General features: G+C 68.9%; 14 protein-coding genes. 11 read left to right on the top strand and 3 right to left on the bottom strand.

Annotated elements, in window-relative coordinates:
- Window positions 1-22: 22 nt before the first annotated feature.
- Complete coding sequence (locus tag MAY35_RS00915; protein ID WP_238418746.1) at window positions 23-772, bottom strand: IclR family transcriptional regulator; 750 nt, start codon at window positions 770-772, stop codon at window positions 23-25.
- A 164-nt stretch (window positions 773-936) separates the two neighbouring features.
- Here MAY35_RS00915 and MAY35_RS00910 point away from each other — a divergent pair, with 164 nt between their 5' ends.
- The 9 genes from MAY35_RS00910 (at window position 937) to MAY35_RS00870 (ending at window position 12631) form a co-directional block, all read left to right on the top strand.
- A complete protein-coding gene (locus MAY35_RS00910; RefSeq protein ID WP_238418745.1) occupies window positions 937-4671 on the top strand; it encodes an ABC transporter ATP-binding protein in 3735 nt (1244 codons plus the stop codon).
- A gap of 107 nt (window positions 4672-4778) precedes the next feature.
- Window positions 4779-5810 carry an NrtA/SsuA/CpmA family ABC transporter substrate-binding protein gene (locus MAY35_RS00905; protein ID WP_238418744.1) on the top strand — a complete coding sequence of 344 codons (1032 nt, stop codon included), beginning with the start codon at window positions 4779-4781 and terminating at the stop codon, window positions 5808-5810.
- Window positions 5807-6676 carry an ABC transporter permease gene (locus MAY35_RS00900; RefSeq protein ID WP_238418743.1) on the top strand — a complete coding sequence of 290 codons (870 nt, stop codon included), beginning with the start codon at window positions 5807-5809 and terminating at the stop codon, window positions 6674-6676. The genes MAY35_RS00905 and MAY35_RS00900 overlap by 4 nt, the downstream gene beginning before the upstream one ends.
- Window positions 6673-7470 carry an ABC transporter ATP-binding protein gene (locus MAY35_RS00895; protein ID WP_238418742.1) on the top strand — a complete coding sequence of 266 codons (798 nt, stop codon included), beginning with the start codon at window positions 6673-6675 and terminating at the stop codon, window positions 7468-7470. The genes MAY35_RS00900 and MAY35_RS00895 overlap by 4 nt, the downstream gene beginning before the upstream one ends.
- A gap of 8 nt (window positions 7471-7478) precedes the next feature.
- On the top strand, window positions 7479-8579 hold the full coding sequence (locus MAY35_RS00890) for an ABC transporter substrate-binding protein (RefSeq protein ID WP_238418741.1): 1101 nt from the start codon (window positions 7479-7481) through the stop codon (window positions 8577-8579).
- Window positions 8579-9670, top strand: coding sequence for an LLM class flavin-dependent oxidoreductase (locus tag MAY35_RS00885; RefSeq protein ID WP_238418740.1), 1092 nt, complete (start codon window positions 8579-8581; stop codon window positions 9668-9670). The genes MAY35_RS00890 and MAY35_RS00885 overlap by 1 nt, the downstream gene beginning before the upstream one ends.
- A gap of 45 nt (window positions 9671-9715) precedes the next feature.
- Window positions 9716-10888, top strand: a complete 1173-nt coding sequence (locus MAY35_RS00880; RefSeq protein ID WP_238418739.1) for an LLM class flavin-dependent oxidoreductase — start codon at window positions 9716-9718, stop codon at window positions 10886-10888.
- 66 nt (window positions 10889-10954) lie between these two features.
- The gene (locus tag MAY35_RS00875; protein ID WP_238418738.1) at window positions 10955-11671 is read left to right on the top strand and encodes a class II aldolase/adducin family protein; all 717 of its coding nucleotides are present in this window, start codon (window positions 10955-10957) and stop codon (window positions 11669-11671) included.
- Window positions 11672-11704: 33 nt separating this feature from the next.
- Window positions 11705-12631 carry an ABC transporter substrate-binding protein gene (locus MAY35_RS00870; protein WP_238418737.1) on the top strand — a complete coding sequence of 309 codons (927 nt, stop codon included), beginning with the start codon at window positions 11705-11707 and terminating at the stop codon, window positions 12629-12631.
- A 6-nt stretch (window positions 12632-12637) separates the two neighbouring features.
- On the opposite strand, the gene MAY35_RS00865 is transcribed toward MAY35_RS00870, so the two are convergent.
- Both MAY35_RS00865 and MAY35_RS00860 read right to left on the bottom strand, forming a co-directional pair.
- Window positions 12638-14188, bottom strand: coding sequence for an MFS transporter (locus tag MAY35_RS00865; RefSeq protein WP_238418736.1), 1551 nt, complete (start codon window positions 14186-14188; stop codon window positions 12638-12640).
- Window positions 14185-14847 carry a TetR/AcrR family transcriptional regulator gene (locus MAY35_RS00860; RefSeq protein ID WP_238418735.1) on the bottom strand — a complete coding sequence of 221 codons (663 nt, stop codon included), beginning with the start codon at window positions 14845-14847 and terminating at the stop codon, window positions 14185-14187. Before MAY35_RS00860 ends, MAY35_RS00865 begins: the two co-directional genes overlap by 4 nt.
- A gap of 154 nt (window positions 14848-15001) precedes the next feature.
- Between MAY35_RS00860 and MAY35_RS00855 the strand changes: the two genes are divergently transcribed.
- Complete coding sequence (locus MAY35_RS00855) at window positions 15002-16111, top strand: GIY-YIG nuclease family protein (RefSeq protein WP_238418969.1); 1110 nt, start codon at window positions 15002-15004, stop codon at window positions 16109-16111.
- A gap of 101 nt (window positions 16112-16212) precedes the next feature.
- Window positions 16213-17028: an SDR family oxidoreductase gene (locus MAY35_RS00850; RefSeq protein ID WP_238418734.1), complete on the top strand. Its 816-nt coding sequence runs from the start codon at window positions 16213-16215 to the stop codon at window positions 17026-17028.

Here is a 17028-nt window from a genome sequence, read left to right as displayed (position 1 = left end):
GTTCGAGTCTAGACCTCTTCGCTCACTGCGCCAGCGCGACGCCGATGTCGCGAGCGGTGGACCGCCCGAGATCGACGAGGAACGGGATGCGTTCTGGGCTCATGAGTTCGGTTGCCCCACGGATGCCCAACGCGAAGCGCACCTCCTGGTCGTCGGATGCGGGGAAGATCGGGAGCCCGATGGTGCGGTGGCCCGGGCTCAGCTCCTCGTCGTTGAAGCCATATCCCCGTTCGCGGGTGAGGGTCAGTTCCTTGGCGAGTTCGTCTGCGGTCCGCACGGCGCGGTCGGTGCCGTCGAGGTAGGGGAGACGTTCGAGCTCGTCCTGACCGACATTCGAGAAGGCGAGCAGCGCCTTGCCGAGTGCGGAGGCGTGCAGCGGGAGCAGGACGCCCTGGAGTGCATGCCCCTCCGCTTCGCGCCAGCGGCTGGTACCCAGCAGCACCACCTCGTTGCCGTATCGCATCGCGACCGAGGCCGATGCGCCGGTGGTGGCCGCGAGCCGTTCCAGGTGCGGTTCGGTGAGGTAGATCCGGTGCTGGCGGTAGGCGATCTGGCCGTACTGCGCCAACGCGCCGCCGAGGCGGTATCTGCTGCCCTCCGCGGTCTTCTCGAGAAAGCCGGCGTCGACCAACGCGGTCAGCAGCCGGTGCGTCGTGCTGAGGGCGAGGCCCTGTGCGCGTGCCACATCCGTGACGCCGAGCTCGTCCCCGCCGCGAAAACAGCCGAGAACGGCGAGCGCCCTCGACACGGTCTGCACACCAGAACCCGCCATCGCCTCCGTGCCTCCCGATTAGAAATCGGCCTGATTCAGTGCCTGGCCACTTTCCACTATTCGGAAGATACTCCTCGCGGAGTGAGCCGTCGAGATCAGGATCAGCGCGGTTCGAGCTCGGCAGTTCAGCAATCAGGGCAATCGCGAGATCGACGAGGAGACGTGTGACCGACGAGAGTGGAGCGGGCTGGTTGCGACGGCTCTGGCAGTGGGTCCGCCCGTACCGCGGGCGGGTGTCGGTGGCGCTCGTGCTCGCGGTGGTGGGGCAGGGATTGCTGGCGCTGGTGCCGCTGGTCCAACAGATCATCGTCGACGACGTCCTGCTCGACCCGACGCAGTCCCTTGCGTTCTGGATCGCGATCCTGTGTTCCATCGGCGTGCTGAGCTTCGTCTCCCACGCGCTGCGCCGCTACATCGGCAGCCGGTGCGCCGTCGACGTGCAGCACGATCTGCGGGTTGCGGTCCACCGTCACCTGCACGCGCTCGATGCGCGACGCCGCGCGGAACTCGCTGCGGGCGACGTCATCTCGCGGGGCACGTCGGATCTCAACCTGATCCAGATGTTCCTCTCGCAGGTGCCGCTGTTCGTCGCCAACCTGACGTTGCTCGCGGTCGGGCTGATCGTGATGTTCACGCTGTCCCCGCCGCTGTTCGTGGTCGTGGCGACCAGCGTCCCGGTCCTGTTCTGGGTCACCCGCCGGCTCCGCCGCGAACTGTATCCCGCGTCGTTCGGCGATCAGGTGTTGCTGGGCCAGGTGGCCGCGGCGGTCGACGAGGAGATCGCCGGGGTCGAACTGATCCGGGCGTTCGGTCAGGAGTCGACGCGGCTGGATCGGTTCCGCGCCCGCGCGACCCGCCTGTTCTCCTCGCGGCTGCGCAGTGCGCGGATCTCGGCGCGCTGGAGCGCGGCGATGGTCGCGATCCCCGTCTTCACCCAGCTCGGCGTCCTGGTGGTCGGCGGTTGGCTAGCCATGAACGAGCACGTCTCGGTGGGTGTCTTCCTCGCATTCGCCTCCTACGTGCTGCAATTCGCGCCTCCGGCGCGGCTGCTCGCGGCGATGGTGACGACGATGCAGCTGGCTCGGTCGGGGGCGCGCCGGATGTTCGCGCTGTTGGACACCGTGCCGGCCGTGGACCACACCGGTCCGGATCTCCCGTCGCCGGGCGGGACGATCGAGGTGACCGATGTCGACCTGGCGCTCGGCGGCCACCCCGTCCTGCGTGGTGTGACCACCTCGATCGCCCCGGGCAGCCGGGTCGCGATCATCGGTCCGTCCGGCGCGGGCAAGACGACCTTCGGCGCACTCATCGCCCGCCAGTTCGATCCCGATCGGGGAACGGTGCGGATCGGCGGCACCGACCTGCGCGCCGTGTCGCCACGGTCGGTGCGGTCGGCGGTGATGATGGTGTTCGACGAGAGCCTGCTGTTCTCCGGCACCCTCCGCGACAACATCGCGATGGGGTCCCCGGCCGACGACGCGGGAATCGCCGCTGCTGCCCGCGCCGCCGCGGCCGATGAGTTCATCGAGCGGCTGCCCGCGGGTTACGACACCGTGGTCGGGCCGGGCGGGATCTCGTTGTCGGGCGGTCAACGCCAGAGGATTGCGCTCGCCCGCGCCTTCTTCGCCGACCCGGCGGTCCTGATCCTCGACGACACGACGTCGGCGCTCGACCCGACGACCGAGCGGACGGTGTTGGCGGGCCTGGAAGGGCTGATGGTCGGCCGGACCACGATCCTGATCGCGCGCCGGCCGGCGACGACCGAACTCGCCGACCAGGTCATCGTCCTCGAGGCAGGTCGCATCACGCACGACGGTCCGCCGTCGGAGGTGCTCGCCGACCCGCGCGTCGCGGAGCTCCTGGCCGGCGGCGCGGTCCGGGGCGCGACCAGGCCTCACGAAGGGCAGGCGATCCCGAGTGCGGAGAGCTGGCCGGAAGTCGACGAGGCCGGCGCCGACCCGGTGGTCCGGGCCCGGTTGGGTCTCGACGCCGACGAGAGCGGCAAGCAGGTCCAGCAGGTGGACTCGCACCTGCGCGAGGCGCTCCTGGCGCTCCCGCCGCTGACCGAGGTGCCCGCACCCGGCGACGACCGTCCGCCGCCGAGGTCGGCGCGCACCAGGGTCTTCGGACTGACCGGTTCCCTGCGGCCGTTCTGGTGGCCCGTCGCGCTGTGCGTCGTCCTGGTCATCGTCGACGCGGCGACGACGCTGGCCGTCCCGGCCCTCTTCCGCCACGCCATCGACGAGGGTGTCTCGGTGGACGCGACGACCGTGTTCTGGGTGACCAGCGCGATCGTCCTGGTGATCGCGCTGGTGTCCTGGCTGAACTCGTGGGTGCTGGCGCTGCGGGCGTCGCGGGTCTTCGAGCGGGTGCTCTTCGCGCTGCGGCTCCGGCTGTTCGGGCACCTGCAGCGACTGCGCATCGACTATTTCGACGGGCGGCAGTCGGGCCGCATCGTCACCCGGCTGACCAGCGATGTGGACGCGGTCGGGCAGCTGATGACGCAGGGCATGGTCAACGCGATCGTCAACGTGTGCACGTGTGCCGGCATCCTGGCGGTGCTGGCCCTGCTCGACATCCGGCTTGCGGCCGCGATGCTCGTCACCATCCCGTTGCTCGCGGTGGGGTCGTGGGTCTTCGTCCGAGGCTCGAATCGGGCCTACCTGCAGGCACGTTCACGCATCGCGACCGTCACCGCGCTGCTCTCCGAACACCTCGGGCGGGTGCGGGTCACCCAGGCGCACAACGCCGAGGAGTGGGCGACGGGGGCCTTCGACGGGCACTCGCGACGTTACCGCGACGCGCGCCGCCGTTCGATGCTCTACATCTCGGTGTTCTTCCCCTTCCTGAACCTGCTCGCGGTGGTGGCCAAGGCGCTCATCCTGATCGTCGGCGCGCATCTCATGGACGCGGGCACGCTCACCACCGGTGTGCTGGTCGCCGCGCTCCTCTACGTCGATCTGTTCTTCACCCCGCTCCAACAGTTGTCGATCGTGCTCGACCTCTGGATTCAGGCTCGGGTCGGCACTCAGCGGATGCGCGGCTTCCTCGACACCCCTGTCGACACATCCGCCGACGCGGACGTGCGGCCGGAGGCGACCGGAACAGCCGGACCAAGCGGCGCGGCAGTCGAATTCGACGGGGTGGTGTTCGGTTACTCGTCGACGACGCGGACGCGGGGTCGTCCTGCGCTCGACGGGCTGGACCTGGCCATCCCCGACGGCGAGACCGCGGCCGTGGTCGGCACGACCGGCGCGGGCAAGAGCACCGTGATGAAGCTGCTGTTGCGGTTCCACTCGCCCGACCGCGGCGTCGTCCGAGTCGGCGGCGTCGACCTGCGTGATCCCGGCTCACCGCGCACCCGGCCGGGAATCGCCTATGTGCCCCAGGATCCCTACCTCTTCGCCGGGACGGTCGCCTCCAACATCGCGTTCGGGCGTCCCGACGCCGGGCAGGCGGAGATCGAGCGCGCGGCGAGGTCGGTCGGCGCGCACGAGAGCATCGCGGCCCTTCCGCTCGGCTACCAGACGCCGGTCGGGCCGGGCCGGGCCACCCTGTCTGCGGGACAGCAGCAACTGATCTGTCTCGCGCGCGCCGAACTCGTCGAGCCGGACCTGCTGATCCTCGACGAGGCGACCTCCGACATCGATCCGGGTACCGAAGCCCAGGTGCTCGCCGCGCTGCAAGCCGTCGCGCGCAGCCGCACAACGGTTCTCGTGGCGCACCGACTCACCACCGCCGCGTGGGCGGACCGGGTCGTCGTGATGCGCGACGGCCGGGCCGTCCAGGTCGGGCGCCATGCCGATCTGGTGTCGAGGCCGGGTCCGTACCGCGATCTGTGGGAGAGCTACGCGCCGGCTGACCCAGCCTTCGGCGAAGTTGTCAAGCTTTCCAACTGATGGAAACGCAGAGGTGTGCGCGGCGTCCCCGTCCACATAACGTCTGCGGTAGCCCAGTCCTCGTGTTCGCCTGAACACGGTCTCCACCTGTCGAACAGGAGCCCTTCATGCCCGGAACCCCACGATTTCGCCTCGCCGCCGCCGCGGTCGCAGCGGCAGCGTTGTTCACCGTCGCCACCGGGTGTGCGTCGGGCGACTCGGACGGCGGCGCCGGTGGTGGTCACTACGTGCTCAAGGTGACCGACCCGGGCAACGCCGGGCCACTGGCTGTCGGCAAACGTGACGGGACCTTCGACGAGGCGCTGGCGCCGCTGGGGGCGAAGATCGAGTGGGTCAAGTCGACACCGGGCTTCTCGTCGAACCTCAAGTTGTTCAACACCGGCCAGCTCGATGTGTCCGGTGGGGCCTACAGCCCGGTGGTCGGAGCGCTGTCCAAGAACGTCGGCGTCAAGATCATCGCCGTGGCCGACCCGGCCGGCAAGGACCAGAACGGCATCCTCGTCACCAAGGACTCCGGGGTCACCGATGTCGCCGGCCTCGTCGGCAAGCGGATCGCGGTCAACCCGGCGGGCAAGGGTGAGTACATCACGCTGAAGGCGTTGCAGCAGGCGGGTATTCCGTTCGACAAGGTCGAGCGGGTGCCCCTGCAGCAGGCCGAGGCCGGGTCGGCGTTCTCCACCGGTCAGGTCGACGCGTGGGCGTCCTTCAACCAGCCCTACCAGGAGGCGAAGGCTGCCGGCGGGGTCGAGATCGCCTCCGAGGAGAGCATCGGTTCGGTCGACAACACCATCGTCGCCTTCCGGACCGAGGTGCTCGAAGAGCGGCCCGACGTCGCCGACGTGTACTTGAAGACGTTGCAGCAGTTGACCGATCAGCAGCGGGCGAATCCCGACGACTACGAGAACGTCTTCGAGAAGGCGGGTCCTCGGGCGCTCAGCGGCGACCGGCTCACCCGCGCCCTCGCCCTCGGCGCCGACGCGTCGACTCCGCGTTACCCCACGGCGGAAGACGGTGAGGACCTCGAATCGGTGTCGGCACTGTTCGTCGAAGCCGGCGTGATCCCGAAGCCGGTCACCGCCGAGGACATCTTCTTCGATCTGCCCGCACAGTTGCAGAAGTACGAGAGCGGACAGAAGTGACCTCGGCAACGGTGAACCGGACCGCGGCGGGAGGCGCTGCGTCGCAGCCGGTGTCGCAGATCGGTCTGGAGACCCCGCGGATTCGGAGGCAACGCAACCGGCCCCTCTGGCTCTCGCTGCCTCTGCGGTTCCTCGTGCCCGGGGTGATCGTTGCAGTGTGGTGGATCGGTACCGCCACGGGAGCCATCTCGCCGGCGGTACTCGCCTCGCCCGGAGCGGTGTTCGACGCGTTCGTCGAGCTGTTCCGTACCGGCCAGCTCGTCGACTTCGCGCTGGCGTCGCTGGAACGAGCCGCCCTCGGTGTGGGTCTCGGCGTCGGTGCCGGTCTCGTCCTCGGTGTGCTCGCCGGCCTGTACACGCTGGGGGAGGAACTCATCGACTCGACGATGCAGATCAACCGGGCCATCCCGTTCCTCGCACTGGTGCCCCTGTTCATCGCCTGGTTCGGCATCGACAACACCTTCAAGGTGCTGCTGATAGCCGTCGCCACGGTGTCGCCGATGTACGCCTACAGTTACCTCGGGGTTCGCAACGTCGACCGCAAGATGATCGAGGCAGCACAGGGTTTCGGACTCACCGGCGGCCGTCTGATCCTCGGCGTGATCATTCCGGCGGCGCTGCCGGGAATCCTGATGGCACTGCGGATCTGCCTGTCGATCTCGATCACCGGACTGATCGCCGCCGAGCAGGTCGGCACCCGTGAGGGGATCGGTTATCTGGTGCGTCTGGCGCAGGACTACAACCGCACCGACTACATGATCCTGTGTGTGGTGCTGTACGCCATCCTCGGACTGGTCTTCGACCTGATCGTCCGCATCCTCGAGACGTACTCGATGCCGTGGCGGGCGGGGGTGACCGTCCGATGAGCCCGGAGGCTCCGCTGCCCCCACTCCTGGATCGCCGGCCGACGCAGGTCACCGCGCGCGAACGTCGTGCGGGCCAGCCGGTTGCTGTCTCGCTGACCGGCGTGACCAAGACCTTTGGTCCGAAGACCGTGCTGCACTCGGTCGACCTGACCATCAGGCGCGGCGAGTTCGTGGTGCTGCTCGGCCCATCGGGTACCGGGAAGACGACGCTGCTGCGGCTGCTGACCGGCCTCGAAGAGCCCGACTCCGGCGAGATCCTCGTGCCCGCCGCACGCACGACCGTGTACCAGGAGCCGCGGCTGGTGCCCTCGAAGCGGACGCTGGCCAACGTGACCATCGGCCAGCGAGGCGGTAAGGCCACGAAGGACCGCGGCCGGGCCGCGCTGGCGGAGGTCAACCTGGCGGACAAGGCGGAGGCCTGGCCGTCGACACTGTCTGGCGGTGAGGCACAGCGGGTCGCGTTGGCGCGGGCACTCGTCCGCGAACCGGAACTGCTGCTGCTCGACGAACCGTTCGCGGCACTCGACGCCCTCACCCGGCTCCAGATGCAGGACCTGGTCGGCGATCTGGTGGCCCGACACCAGCCCGCGGTGCTTCTCGTGACCCACGATGTCGACGAGGCGGTCCGGCTGGCCGACCGCGTGATCATCCTGTCGCACGGCACCTTCGGCGTCGACGAGGACATCGACCTGCCCCGCCCGCGTGACCGCTCCGACCCCGAATCGCTCCGCTACCGGGCCGAGTTCCTCCGTGAGCTCGGCGTCGGCCGCATACATCCCGACACCGAGAGTTGAGGAACATCATGTCCATCGACAGCGCGACACCCATTGACACCGCAGCGGCACCGGCGACCTCTCCCGACACCGACACCGTCTGGTACACCCGGTGCCCGGTCCCCACCGCGAGCGGTCTGGCGAACAGCCTGGGCTGGCTCGGTGAGCCGGCATCGGCTGCGGGCCTGGGATTCTCGATCCTCCAGGACGCGGGCGCCGAACTCGCTCCCCGCCACTTCGATCATCAGCTGTCGGGCCTGATCCGCGAAGGCGGCAACGTGCCGGCGATCGTCGCCCGCGCCTCGGGTTCGCCGACACGTCTGATCGGACTGACCTGGATCGACGAGTCGCAGTCGATTCTGGTGGGACCCGACTCCGACATCGACGATGCGGCCGGGCTCCGTGGCAAACGAGTTGGCATTCCCGCGTGGGCGGTCGACCAGGCACGCAGCTTTCCGCGCGCGATGTCGTTGCACGGCTTCGCCTCCGCGCTGGCACTCGCCGGACTCTCGTTCGGCGACGTGATCGTCGTCGAGACGGCCGGCAACTGGGAACCGCGCGTACGCACGGAGGAGGCGGCCCGCTTGCGATCGGTGCCGTCCGGTTTCCCGGAACTGCTCAACGGTGACGTCGACGCCATCTACGTGAAGGGTGCCCGGGCCGCCGAGGCCGCCGCCGAGCACGGTCTGCGGGTCCTCGTCGATCTCGATTCGACCGAGTCGAGGCGGTCGCGGGTCAACAACGGTACGCCGCGGCCGATCACCGTCCACGAGTCGCTCCTGCAGGATCATCCCGAGGTTGTCGTCGGTTTCCTCGCCGCCAGCCTCCGTGCGGCGGACTGGGCGGCCGGAAACCTCGGAACGGTCCGTGAAGTGCTTGCGCAGGAGACGTTCTCGGGGCCAGAAGGCGTCGTGGCGGCGTACGGCGACGGCTTCCACACCTCGCTACACCCATCGCTCTCCGAGGAGCGGCTGGATCTGCTGGGAGTCCAGAAGCGCTTCCTCTACACCTATGGTTTCCTGCCGGCCGACTTCGACATCGAGAGCTGGGTCGACGTCGAGCCGCTGCGGCGTGCGCGCGCCGAGATCGGTGGGGCCACCCCCATCTCAGAGCTCTCCGGAGAAGCGTGATGGTCGCCTTCGAATGGGAGGTGCCGACTCGCGGCGACAGCAGGCACGTCGGCTCCGTCGGAAGGCACCGCGGTGGCTGGGCGCCCTCGCCCGGGTCCGCGGTGGCCACCGACCTCCGAGCGGGTGGCCGGTGGGATCCGTTCGATCCGACGGAGCAGGTGATCACCGCCATCGACACGGCTGGTTACGACACGGTGATCGCCCCGTACGACCCCGCCGGAGAGGAATCGTGGATCCTGGCGGGTATCGCGTTGCGACGCACACGACATGCGCGCGTCGCCGTCGAATTCCATCCCGGTTTCGGGACGCCCGTCTACGCGGCGAAGGTGTCGGCGACCCTGCAGCGGAACTTCGATGACCGGCTGCAGTGGCAGGTGCGCGTGGTGACCGACGCCGCGGACAACCGGGCTCGCGGAGATCGACTGACGGAAACCGCGCGCTACCGCCGGGCGGACGAATTCCTGACCGTGGCGAAAGGGGTGTGGGACGGGGCCGGAGCCCGTGAGGGTGGTTTCGACGGTGGCGAGTTCAACCACGCGGGCGAGTTCTACGAGGTCATCGACGGCGGGCTCGACCGGTCGGTGTACGGTCATCGATTCCCGACCGTCCGCCTGACCGGGGAGAGCGACGACGCGCTCGCGCTGTCGGCCAAGCACGGCGACATCCATCTGTTCGAGTTGTCCTCGACCGGCGCGGCACCCGCGATCGGACCGCTCTCCGAACGGGCTGCCGCACTCGGACGGACCGTCCAGGCGGGCCTCTACCTACCGGTGATCGCACGCGCGACGAAAGACGAGGCGGTGCAACGCCTGCGCCGTCAATGGCGGGACGCCTACGGCGCGGACGCCGACATCCGCGCGGAGGATCTCTGGGTCGACGACCTCACGTTCGCCGGGTTCGACCGGATCGGCCACCGGCACCCGATCGGTCTGGTCGGCTCGTATGACGAGGTCGCGCAACGGATCGTCGCACTGTCCGAGCAGGGTTTCGAGCGGTTCGTCCTGTCCGGCATACCGAACATCGAGGAACTCAATCGCAACACCGAGCACCTCCTCTTCCGGGCGGACGAACGAAACCGCGTCTTGTCCTGACCGTTCCCTGACCGACCCGTTTCCTCCATCGACGAGCGGAGACCCATGACCATCGACTTCTACTGGCGGATAGGCATGGGTGGCGACCATGCCACCCTGCGCACGCCGCGCCGGCTCAACCGGGGCGACTGGCGCGGCGTCCAGCCGGGCAACCTGACGCCGGCGATCCGTGCGGGAGAACGTGACTCCTACAGCTACATCGACCACATGGCGGCCGTGGCCAAGGCCTCGGAGAGCGCCGGCTTCGTCGGCGGGTTGCTCCCGTCGTTCCCCGGGACCGACGATCCGTGGGCGGCTGCTGCGGCGCTGGCCCGAGAGACCAGCACGTACCGGTTCATGGTCGCGTTCCAGCCGGGGTTCCTGCATCCGCTGCAGGCCGCCCGGATGTCGGCCGGTCTGCAGCGCGCGACCGGAGGACGCCTCGTCTACAACATCATCAGCGGGGGCGGCGGCCCGGCGCAGCTGTGGTGGGGTGACAAGGTCGCCCACGACGACCGCTATCGCCGGACCAGCGAATTCCTCGACGTCCTCAAGGGAGTGTGGGGGAGTGAGCCGTTCGACTACGACGGCGACTTCTTCTCCACGGAGGGTGCGGTGCTGCCACCACAACTCGCCGAGACACCGTTTCCGGAGATCTACTTCTCCGGGTCGTCCGGCGCCGCGGTCAACGCCGCGGGCAGCCACGCCGATTACTACCTGTCCTGGCTCGAACCCTTCGCGGATCTGCGTGCCAAGTTCGACGGGGTGCGCGAGCACGCGGCGCGGCTGGGACGGCGTCCGCGGTTCGCGGTCCGCATCGACGTGCTCGCCCGGCACACCGCCGAGGCGGCGTGGGCGGAGATCGCCGAGGGTTGGCAGCACGTCGACCGCGCGGCGGCGAACCGCCAGGCGCAGGGCGACTCCGTCGGCGCAGGCCGGATCAAGGGCTGGGTGCCCGAGAACATCACCCACTATTCCGATCTCGAGGTCCAGCCCAACGTGTGGTGCGGATTCAGCCTGATGCGCGGCGGCCCGGCGTTCGGGTTGGTCGGCAGCTATGAGCAGGTCGCCGAACGACTCGACGAGCTGATCGATCTCGGCGTCGACGCCTTCATCCTGGCGGGCAACCCCCATCTCGAAGAGGCCTATCGAGTGGGTGAGGAGGTCCTCCCGCTCCTGGGACGATCGCGGCTCGGCCGTGCCGAGAACACCGCCGGTTCCGCGTTGGGCGTGGCCTGAGCAGCGGCGCTTTCTCTATCACGCCATCGTCGAAGACAGACAACCCATTTCATCGCAAGGAGAGACATGACCACCGTAGAAACCGGCCTCGACCGCGAGGTCGCCGAATTCGTCGCCGAGGCGACTGAGCACGCACAGAAGGCGTTCGACGTCTTCCGGACCACCGGGACGGTGTCGGCGAACGGCACCGCCAACTTCGTCGAACGCGTACCCGGCCGTGAGATCGCTGTCGCGCTGAACGACCCGGGCCCTTGGGCCGACGACCTGACCGTGCACCCCGTGGTCGCGACCTTCGACGGGGAGATCCTGTCCGGTTCGGGCGCAGCGGGTTTCGTGACGTCCTACGCACCGGTGTTCCGGGCCCACCAGGACATCACGACCGTCGTGCACATCCACACGCCATGGCTGGGTGCCTGGGCGCAGACCCACCGAACCCTCCCGATCCGGTATGCGGCCTCGCAACGGCTCACGCTGTCCCGGGAGATCAAGCCGCACATCAACCGCCACCAGCCGGCGTCGGAGTTCATCCTCGACCGGCTTCAGGAGGATCCGCACCTCGCCGCGATCTTCGAAGCCAACGGCGGGTCCAACGTGATCGGCCGTCGGGGACTGCTCGACACCGCGAAGTTCATCGTCCTGCTGGAGGAGGGCGCCCAGTTCCAGGCGATCGCCGAAGGACTCGGTGGATCCGCGGAGTTCCACCCCACCAACCTCGAGGTGCAGTGGAAGCGCAGCGGTCTGCTGCCCGAGGCACGCGAACGCGGTCTCATCCCCGAACTCTGAACCGCCCACACCACCCCACACTGAGGAGAGACAATGACCGTTCGAGTCGGCTACTTCCCGCACAACAATTCCCTGTTCGTGCTCCGTCACCGGGGCATCCTCGAGAAGCGCATCGACGTCGAGTGGGTGGACCTGCGGAGTCTGCCCGCGTCGCCGGATCCCGACCCGACGTCCGGTCTGCCCACCCTGCACTCGGATTGGCTGTTCACCGAGGGCGGATACGACTTCATCGGCACGGGTTTCACGCCGCCGATCACCGGCCTGGCGCAGGAGCGCGACCTGGTCTACGTCGGAGTGTCCGGACCGCGTACCGAGAACGGGCGTCTCGTCGTGAAGGCAGACTCGGACATCGACTCGGTGACCGCGCTGAAGGGCAAGCGGGTGGGCATCGCCCACGGTTCGTGGCAGACGACCCTGCTGCTGTTCGCGCTCGACTCGGTCGGATTGACCTGGCGCGACATCATTCCCGTCAACACCTCGGTCACCGACGGCGCCGACTCTTTCCGCAATGGTGAGATCGACGCCTGGGTCGGCGCCTACCCCGGCCTGGCCGCCGTCGAACGCGACCTCGAACTCCGGACCTTGATCGACACCGAAGGCCTGTTCAGTCACCCGTCGCTGTGGTTCACGCGACGCGACTTCGCCGAACAGCATTCCGAGGAACTGGCCGCCATCGTCGACGCGCTCCGTGAGTCGGATCAGTGGATCGTCGACCATCCCCGCGAGGCCGCCGAGTATTTCGTCCGTGACGTCGTCGATCGCGGTGGGGACGCCAGTCTCGACGCCTGGGAGGCCGCCATCCGCAACCGGCCGTTCGGAATCGGGCCCGTCACGGAGGACTTCCTCGACGAGCAGCAGCGTGCCGCCGACCTCCTCCACGCGAACGGTCTGCTCCCGCGACCGGTGCGGGTGCGCGATGCTGTTCTCCCCTCGGCCGAGGCGGTCGTCACCGCGTCGTGACGGGCGTCAGTGCTGCGCGGCCGTGACATCCGTGCCGCGCGGAACGAGCACGAAGACGGCCGCGGCGACGGCGACGAGCGTGAGCCCGCCGATCAGGCTCGTCTCCTGCATGGCGTCGGTGAACGCGGTCGCCGCACGCTCCGCGAGGCCCGGCGCACCGGCCGCCTCGGCGAGACCCATGGCGGCACCGAGGGATTCGGCGGCTGCGTCGGTCGCCTCGGCCGGCACGCCGGGGATCGGTTCGGCCGTCAGCGTGGACCGGTACAGAATCGACGCGACACTTCCGAGGATGGCGACGCCGAGCACGTTGCCGAGGTCGTACGCGGTCTCCTCCAGGGCGGCGGCGTTGCCCGCCTTGGCATCCGGTGTACCGGCCATGATCATCGCCGACGCGATCGCCAGCGAGCCGATGCCGAAGCCGACGAGGACCTGGGCGATGGCTACCGTGCCGTAACCGAGTCCGTCGGAACCGAGCGACATCAGCGCCATGCCGACACCGGCGATGCCGATGCCGCCGGCCACGACGGCACGCGCGCCGATCAGGCGGGACAGCGGGGCGGCGATCATCGAGGACACGATCGCCGCTCCCGCCACCGGCAGCAACCGGATGCCGGCCGCGATCGGGGAGTGGCCCTCGACCAGCTGGAGCCATTGCGCCAGCAGCAGCAGTGCTGCTGCCAGGCCGAACATCGAACCGAGCGCGGCCAGGACACCGGCGCTGAACGGCCGGCTGCGGAAGAGGGAGACGTCGAGGAGCGGTTCGGTGCGACGCAGGCAGCGTCGCACGAACAGGGTCAGGACGAGGATCGCGCCGAGCAGGGCCAACCAGGCCGCCGGTGCGAGGAGGCTCTCCTCCTTGGCGAACCGCTTGATCGCCCAGACCAGCGCCACCATGCCGACGATCGACATCAGGGCACCGAGGGCGTCCCACCGGCCCGGCTGCGGGTGCTTCGACTCCGGCAGGATCACCAGGGCGGCGGCGATGGCGACGACCATCAGCGGGACGTTGACGAGAAACGCGGCCCGCCATGAGAAGTACTCGAGCAGAACGCCGCCGACGATTGGTCCGACGGCCGCGCCGAGACCTGAGACCGCGGCCCACAGTCCGAGTGCGGTGGCGCGCTCGGCCGGGTCGGTGAAGATGCTGCGCAGCAGCGACAGCGTGGTCGGCATGATCATGGCGCCGCCGACCCCCAGCAGCACCCGCACCGCGATGACCGCCTCGGGCGAGTCGGCCAGCAGGACCAGCGCCGAGGCGCCCCCGAACATCGCGAAACCGGTGACCAGCATCCGCTTTCGGCCCCACCGGTCGGCGAGTGAGCTCATGGACAGCAGCAGGCCGGCCAGGACGAGAGAGTAGGCGTCGATGATCCACAACTGCTGATCGGCGGTCGGGCGGAGGTCGCCCGCCAGGTCTGGGAGTGCGACGTTGAGGATCGTCAGGTCGACGGTGATCACCAGCAGACTGGCCGACAGCACCGCGGCCGACGCCCACCGGCGCCGGAAGGACAGGCCCGGCTGCGCAGCGCCCGTCGCGTTCGATGAGTGCTGGGTCATGGTCGTCTCCGGTTCGGTGCCGTCGGTGAAGAAGTGCGCGGTGAAGAAGTGCGCGGTGAAGAAGTGCCCGGTGAGGAAGTGCCCGGTGAGGAAGTGCCCGGTGAGGCAAGTGAGGTCAGGGAGGTGAGGGTGGCGGTCAGGTCGCCGACGGACACCGGTGTCCCGTACAGGAGTGCATGCATCGCCACCCCGTCGGTGTAGGCGGCGATCGCGCGGGCGGCGGTGGACCCCACATGGGGCGCGAGCATCTGGATGAGTCCGTCGGGCCAGCGAACCGCGAGGGGTCGGAGTGAGGGATCGATGACCGCCGCCGACACGAGTGCGAGGTCGGCGCGCATCAGGCGCTCGTCGGACATGTAGTCGTGCAGCGCCTCGGCGAAGACCACCGCCGACGGGCCGTGCTGCTCGAGCGTGTCGGCCACTTCCGCCAGACCCGAGTCGATGTCGTCGGCGAGGTGGGCGAGGGCAGCCCCGCGCAGATCCTCGAGCGTGGCGAAGTACTGCGTCGTCGAGCCGAGCGGCACACCGGCTCGCCGGGCCACCAGGCGATGCGTCAGACCGTCCGAACCCACCTCGGTGATCAGGGTGGCTGCGGCCTCGATGATCGTGCGACGACGCTCCTCGGGATCCCGGCGGCGGCGAGGTGGGGCCTCGGTCATCACGGGCGGTGTCCTCTCCATCTTGATGTACGTATGTACATGTACAAAAGTACACTACTGCCTGTCCGGTTTCCGGTCCGAATGCTGGCATCATGCGACCATGACGCGACGGCCCCCCGACGACGCGACCGAGCCCGCCCGCGCGATGCGCCGAATCGATGCTGTCGAGTTGCCGCGGACGGCACTCGACACCTTCCTCTCCTCGTCGGCGTTCGCAGAGATGCTCGACCCCGATGATGAGCGGACGGCGTCGCGAAGCGCGGCGGCGCGTCGGGCGGAGATCTCCGACGTGCTACGTGCGGTCGATCGCTTCGCGGGCCGTCGGTTCGTCGACCGGGAGCGTGCCGGCGAGGTCGTCTTCGGCGGGGTCACCGGAGGAGGGCTCGGGGTGCGACCGTCGGTCGTCGACGAGGTGCTCGCCCTCCTGCGGCCGGTCGCGGTTCCGGCGCCCGGTCCGCCGAAACCGATTCCTCACGAAGCGAAGTCGGTCCTCGGTAGCTACGTGTATGCGCTCGTCGACCCGCGGGACGCGTCGGTGTTCCACGTGGGCGTGGGTCGCGGTGATCGCGTGTACCGCTACGCGGCCGCCGCAGTGGCCGGGGTGGTGCCCGACCCGGCGGACATCGTCGGCGACGACGAGCCGGCACACGTCGCGGCCGCGATCGAGGACCATGTCCGCGACATCGACGCCGACGGCTTCGGCGTCGAGCACTGGATTCTGCGATACGACGTGAAAACCATCGAAACGAGCGAGTCGCAGGCACTTTCGCTGCATGGCGCCGCACTCGACGGCGTCATGCTGGCGGGGGCGGAACCACACGCGACGGGGCACGACGCGACGCACACCGAAAAGCCCTGGCCTGTCGAAGAACTGGTCCTGCGATACGCGGCACCGGTGTCCCCGCCGCTGCCCGAGCCGTGCGTGCTGGTGAAGGTCGACGCGGCGGCCCGCAGCGACGCCACCGCCGACGTCATCTACGAACACGCCCGGAGCGCCTGGCGCGCGGGCCCGCACCGGACCGTGCCGGACCTGCCCGTCCTCGTCTTCGCCGACGATCTCGTCCGCGCGGTCCATCGCGTCGACTACTGGGAGTCCTTTCGCGACTCCGAGGGCAACCTGGACCCGAAGCGCTGGGTGTACACCGGGAGACCCGACCCGGAGCTGGAGGCTCGATACGTCGGCACCAGTCTGCGCGAGGTCCGCGGAGAGCGCGGCGGCAAGTGGAATCCGTCCGGGTGGCACCCCTACGGACCGGTGCCCTGACCCGGCCCTCGTCCGATGGAACAAAACGCCTTCGCCGTCCGAGCTGGGCGCGAGTGGTCTGGTAGAACTCGCGGCATCGTCCGTCGACAGGAAGCGACCGCATGTCATCAGCTCGCCGCACGACACCAGACCGCCGCACCGCGCTGATCACGGGCGCATCCGCCGGGATCGGCAAGACCTTCGCATCGCATCTCGCCGCACAGGGATACGACCTCCTGCTGGTCGCCCGCCGAGCCGAACGGCTCGACGAGTTGTCCGCACAACTGCACGGCGACCACGGCATCCGGTGTGATGTGTTCGCGGGCGACCTGTCCGATCCCGCGACCCCGGCGGGGATCATGGAGCGGGCCGAGGAACTGGGGCTGGGGATCGATGTACTGATCAACAACGCCGGGATGTCGTTGAGCACCAAGTTCGCCGAGACGCCGTGGGAGGAGGTGGGAGGTCAGCTGCAACTCATGCTGACCTCACTGACCGAACTGTCCCATCGGGTGACCCCGGGGATGAAGGAGCGCGGGTGGGGGCGGATCGTGAACCTGTCGTCCATCACCGCTCTGCTGCCTCCCGCGGAGGGCCTGCTCTACACCGCCATCAAGTCGTACGTGCTGCTGATGTCGCAATCTCTCGACATGGAACTGAAGCCGCACGGGATCCACGTGACGGCCCTGTGTCCCGGATTCACCAGAAGCGAGTTCCACGATGCGATGGGCGCCGAGACCCGCAAGACCGCCGATCGACTGCCTGGAGTCCTGTGGCAAGAACCGGAGGACGTCGTGCGCGAAGGGTGGAACGCGGTGATGAAAGGCGACGCGGTGTGCGTGACGGGCAAGGTGAACAAGCTGGCCACCGCGGCCGCGCGGCCGATTCCGCCGGGTGTCCAGTACTTCCTCGGCCGGACGCTGAACCCGTTCAAATAG

Origin of the sequence: Gordonia sp. 'Campus' (assembly GCF_022206305.1) — a bacterium.
Lineage (GTDB): Bacteria > Actinomycetota > Actinomycetes > Mycobacteriales > Mycobacteriaceae > Gordonia.
Note: the sequence above shows the minus strand (reverse complement) of the source record. Positions and strands in the feature narration are given on the sequence as shown.

What these genes read in the sequence shown, in the direction of transcription:
- MAY35_RS00915 (WP_238418746.1), bottom strand. Translation starts at nt 772, where the DNA reads ATGGCGGGTTCTGGTGTGCAGACCGTGTCGAGGGCGCTCGCCGTTCTC.
- MAY35_RS00905 (WP_238418744.1), top strand. Translation starts at nt 4,779, where the DNA reads ATGCCCGGAACCCCACGATTTCGCCTCGCCGCCGCCGCGGTCGCAGCG.
- MAY35_RS00895 (WP_238418742.1), top strand. Translation starts at nt 6,673, where the DNA reads ATGAGCCCGGAGGCTCCGCTGCCCCCACTCCTGGATCGCCGGCCGACG.
- MAY35_RS00890 (WP_238418741.1), top strand. Translation starts at nt 7,479, where the DNA reads ATGTCCATCGACAGCGCGACACCCATTGACACCGCAGCGGCACCGGCG.
- MAY35_RS00885 (WP_238418740.1), top strand. Translation starts at nt 8,579, where the DNA reads ATGGTCGCCTTCGAATGGGAGGTGCCGACTCGCGGCGACAGCAGGCAC.
- MAY35_RS00880 (WP_238418739.1), top strand. Translation starts at nt 9,716, where the DNA reads ATGACCATCGACTTCTACTGGCGGATAGGCATGGGTGGCGACCATGCC.
- MAY35_RS00875 (WP_238418738.1), top strand. Translation starts at nt 10,955, where the DNA reads ATGACCACCGTAGAAACCGGCCTCGACCGCGAGGTCGCCGAATTCGTC.
- MAY35_RS00870 (WP_238418737.1), top strand. Translation starts at nt 11,705, where the DNA reads ATGACCGTTCGAGTCGGCTACTTCCCGCACAACAATTCCCTGTTCGTG.
- MAY35_RS00865 (WP_238418736.1), bottom strand. Translation starts at nt 14,188, where the DNA reads ATGACCCAGCACTCATCGAACGCGACGGGCGCTGCGCAGCCGGGCCTG.
- MAY35_RS00860 (WP_238418735.1), bottom strand. Translation starts at nt 14,847, where the DNA reads ATGACCGAGGCCCCACCTCGCCGCCGCCGGGATCCCGAGGAGCGTCGT.
- MAY35_RS00850 (WP_238418734.1), top strand. Translation starts at nt 16,213, where the DNA reads ATGTCATCAGCTCGCCGCACGACACCAGACCGCCGCACCGCGCTGATC.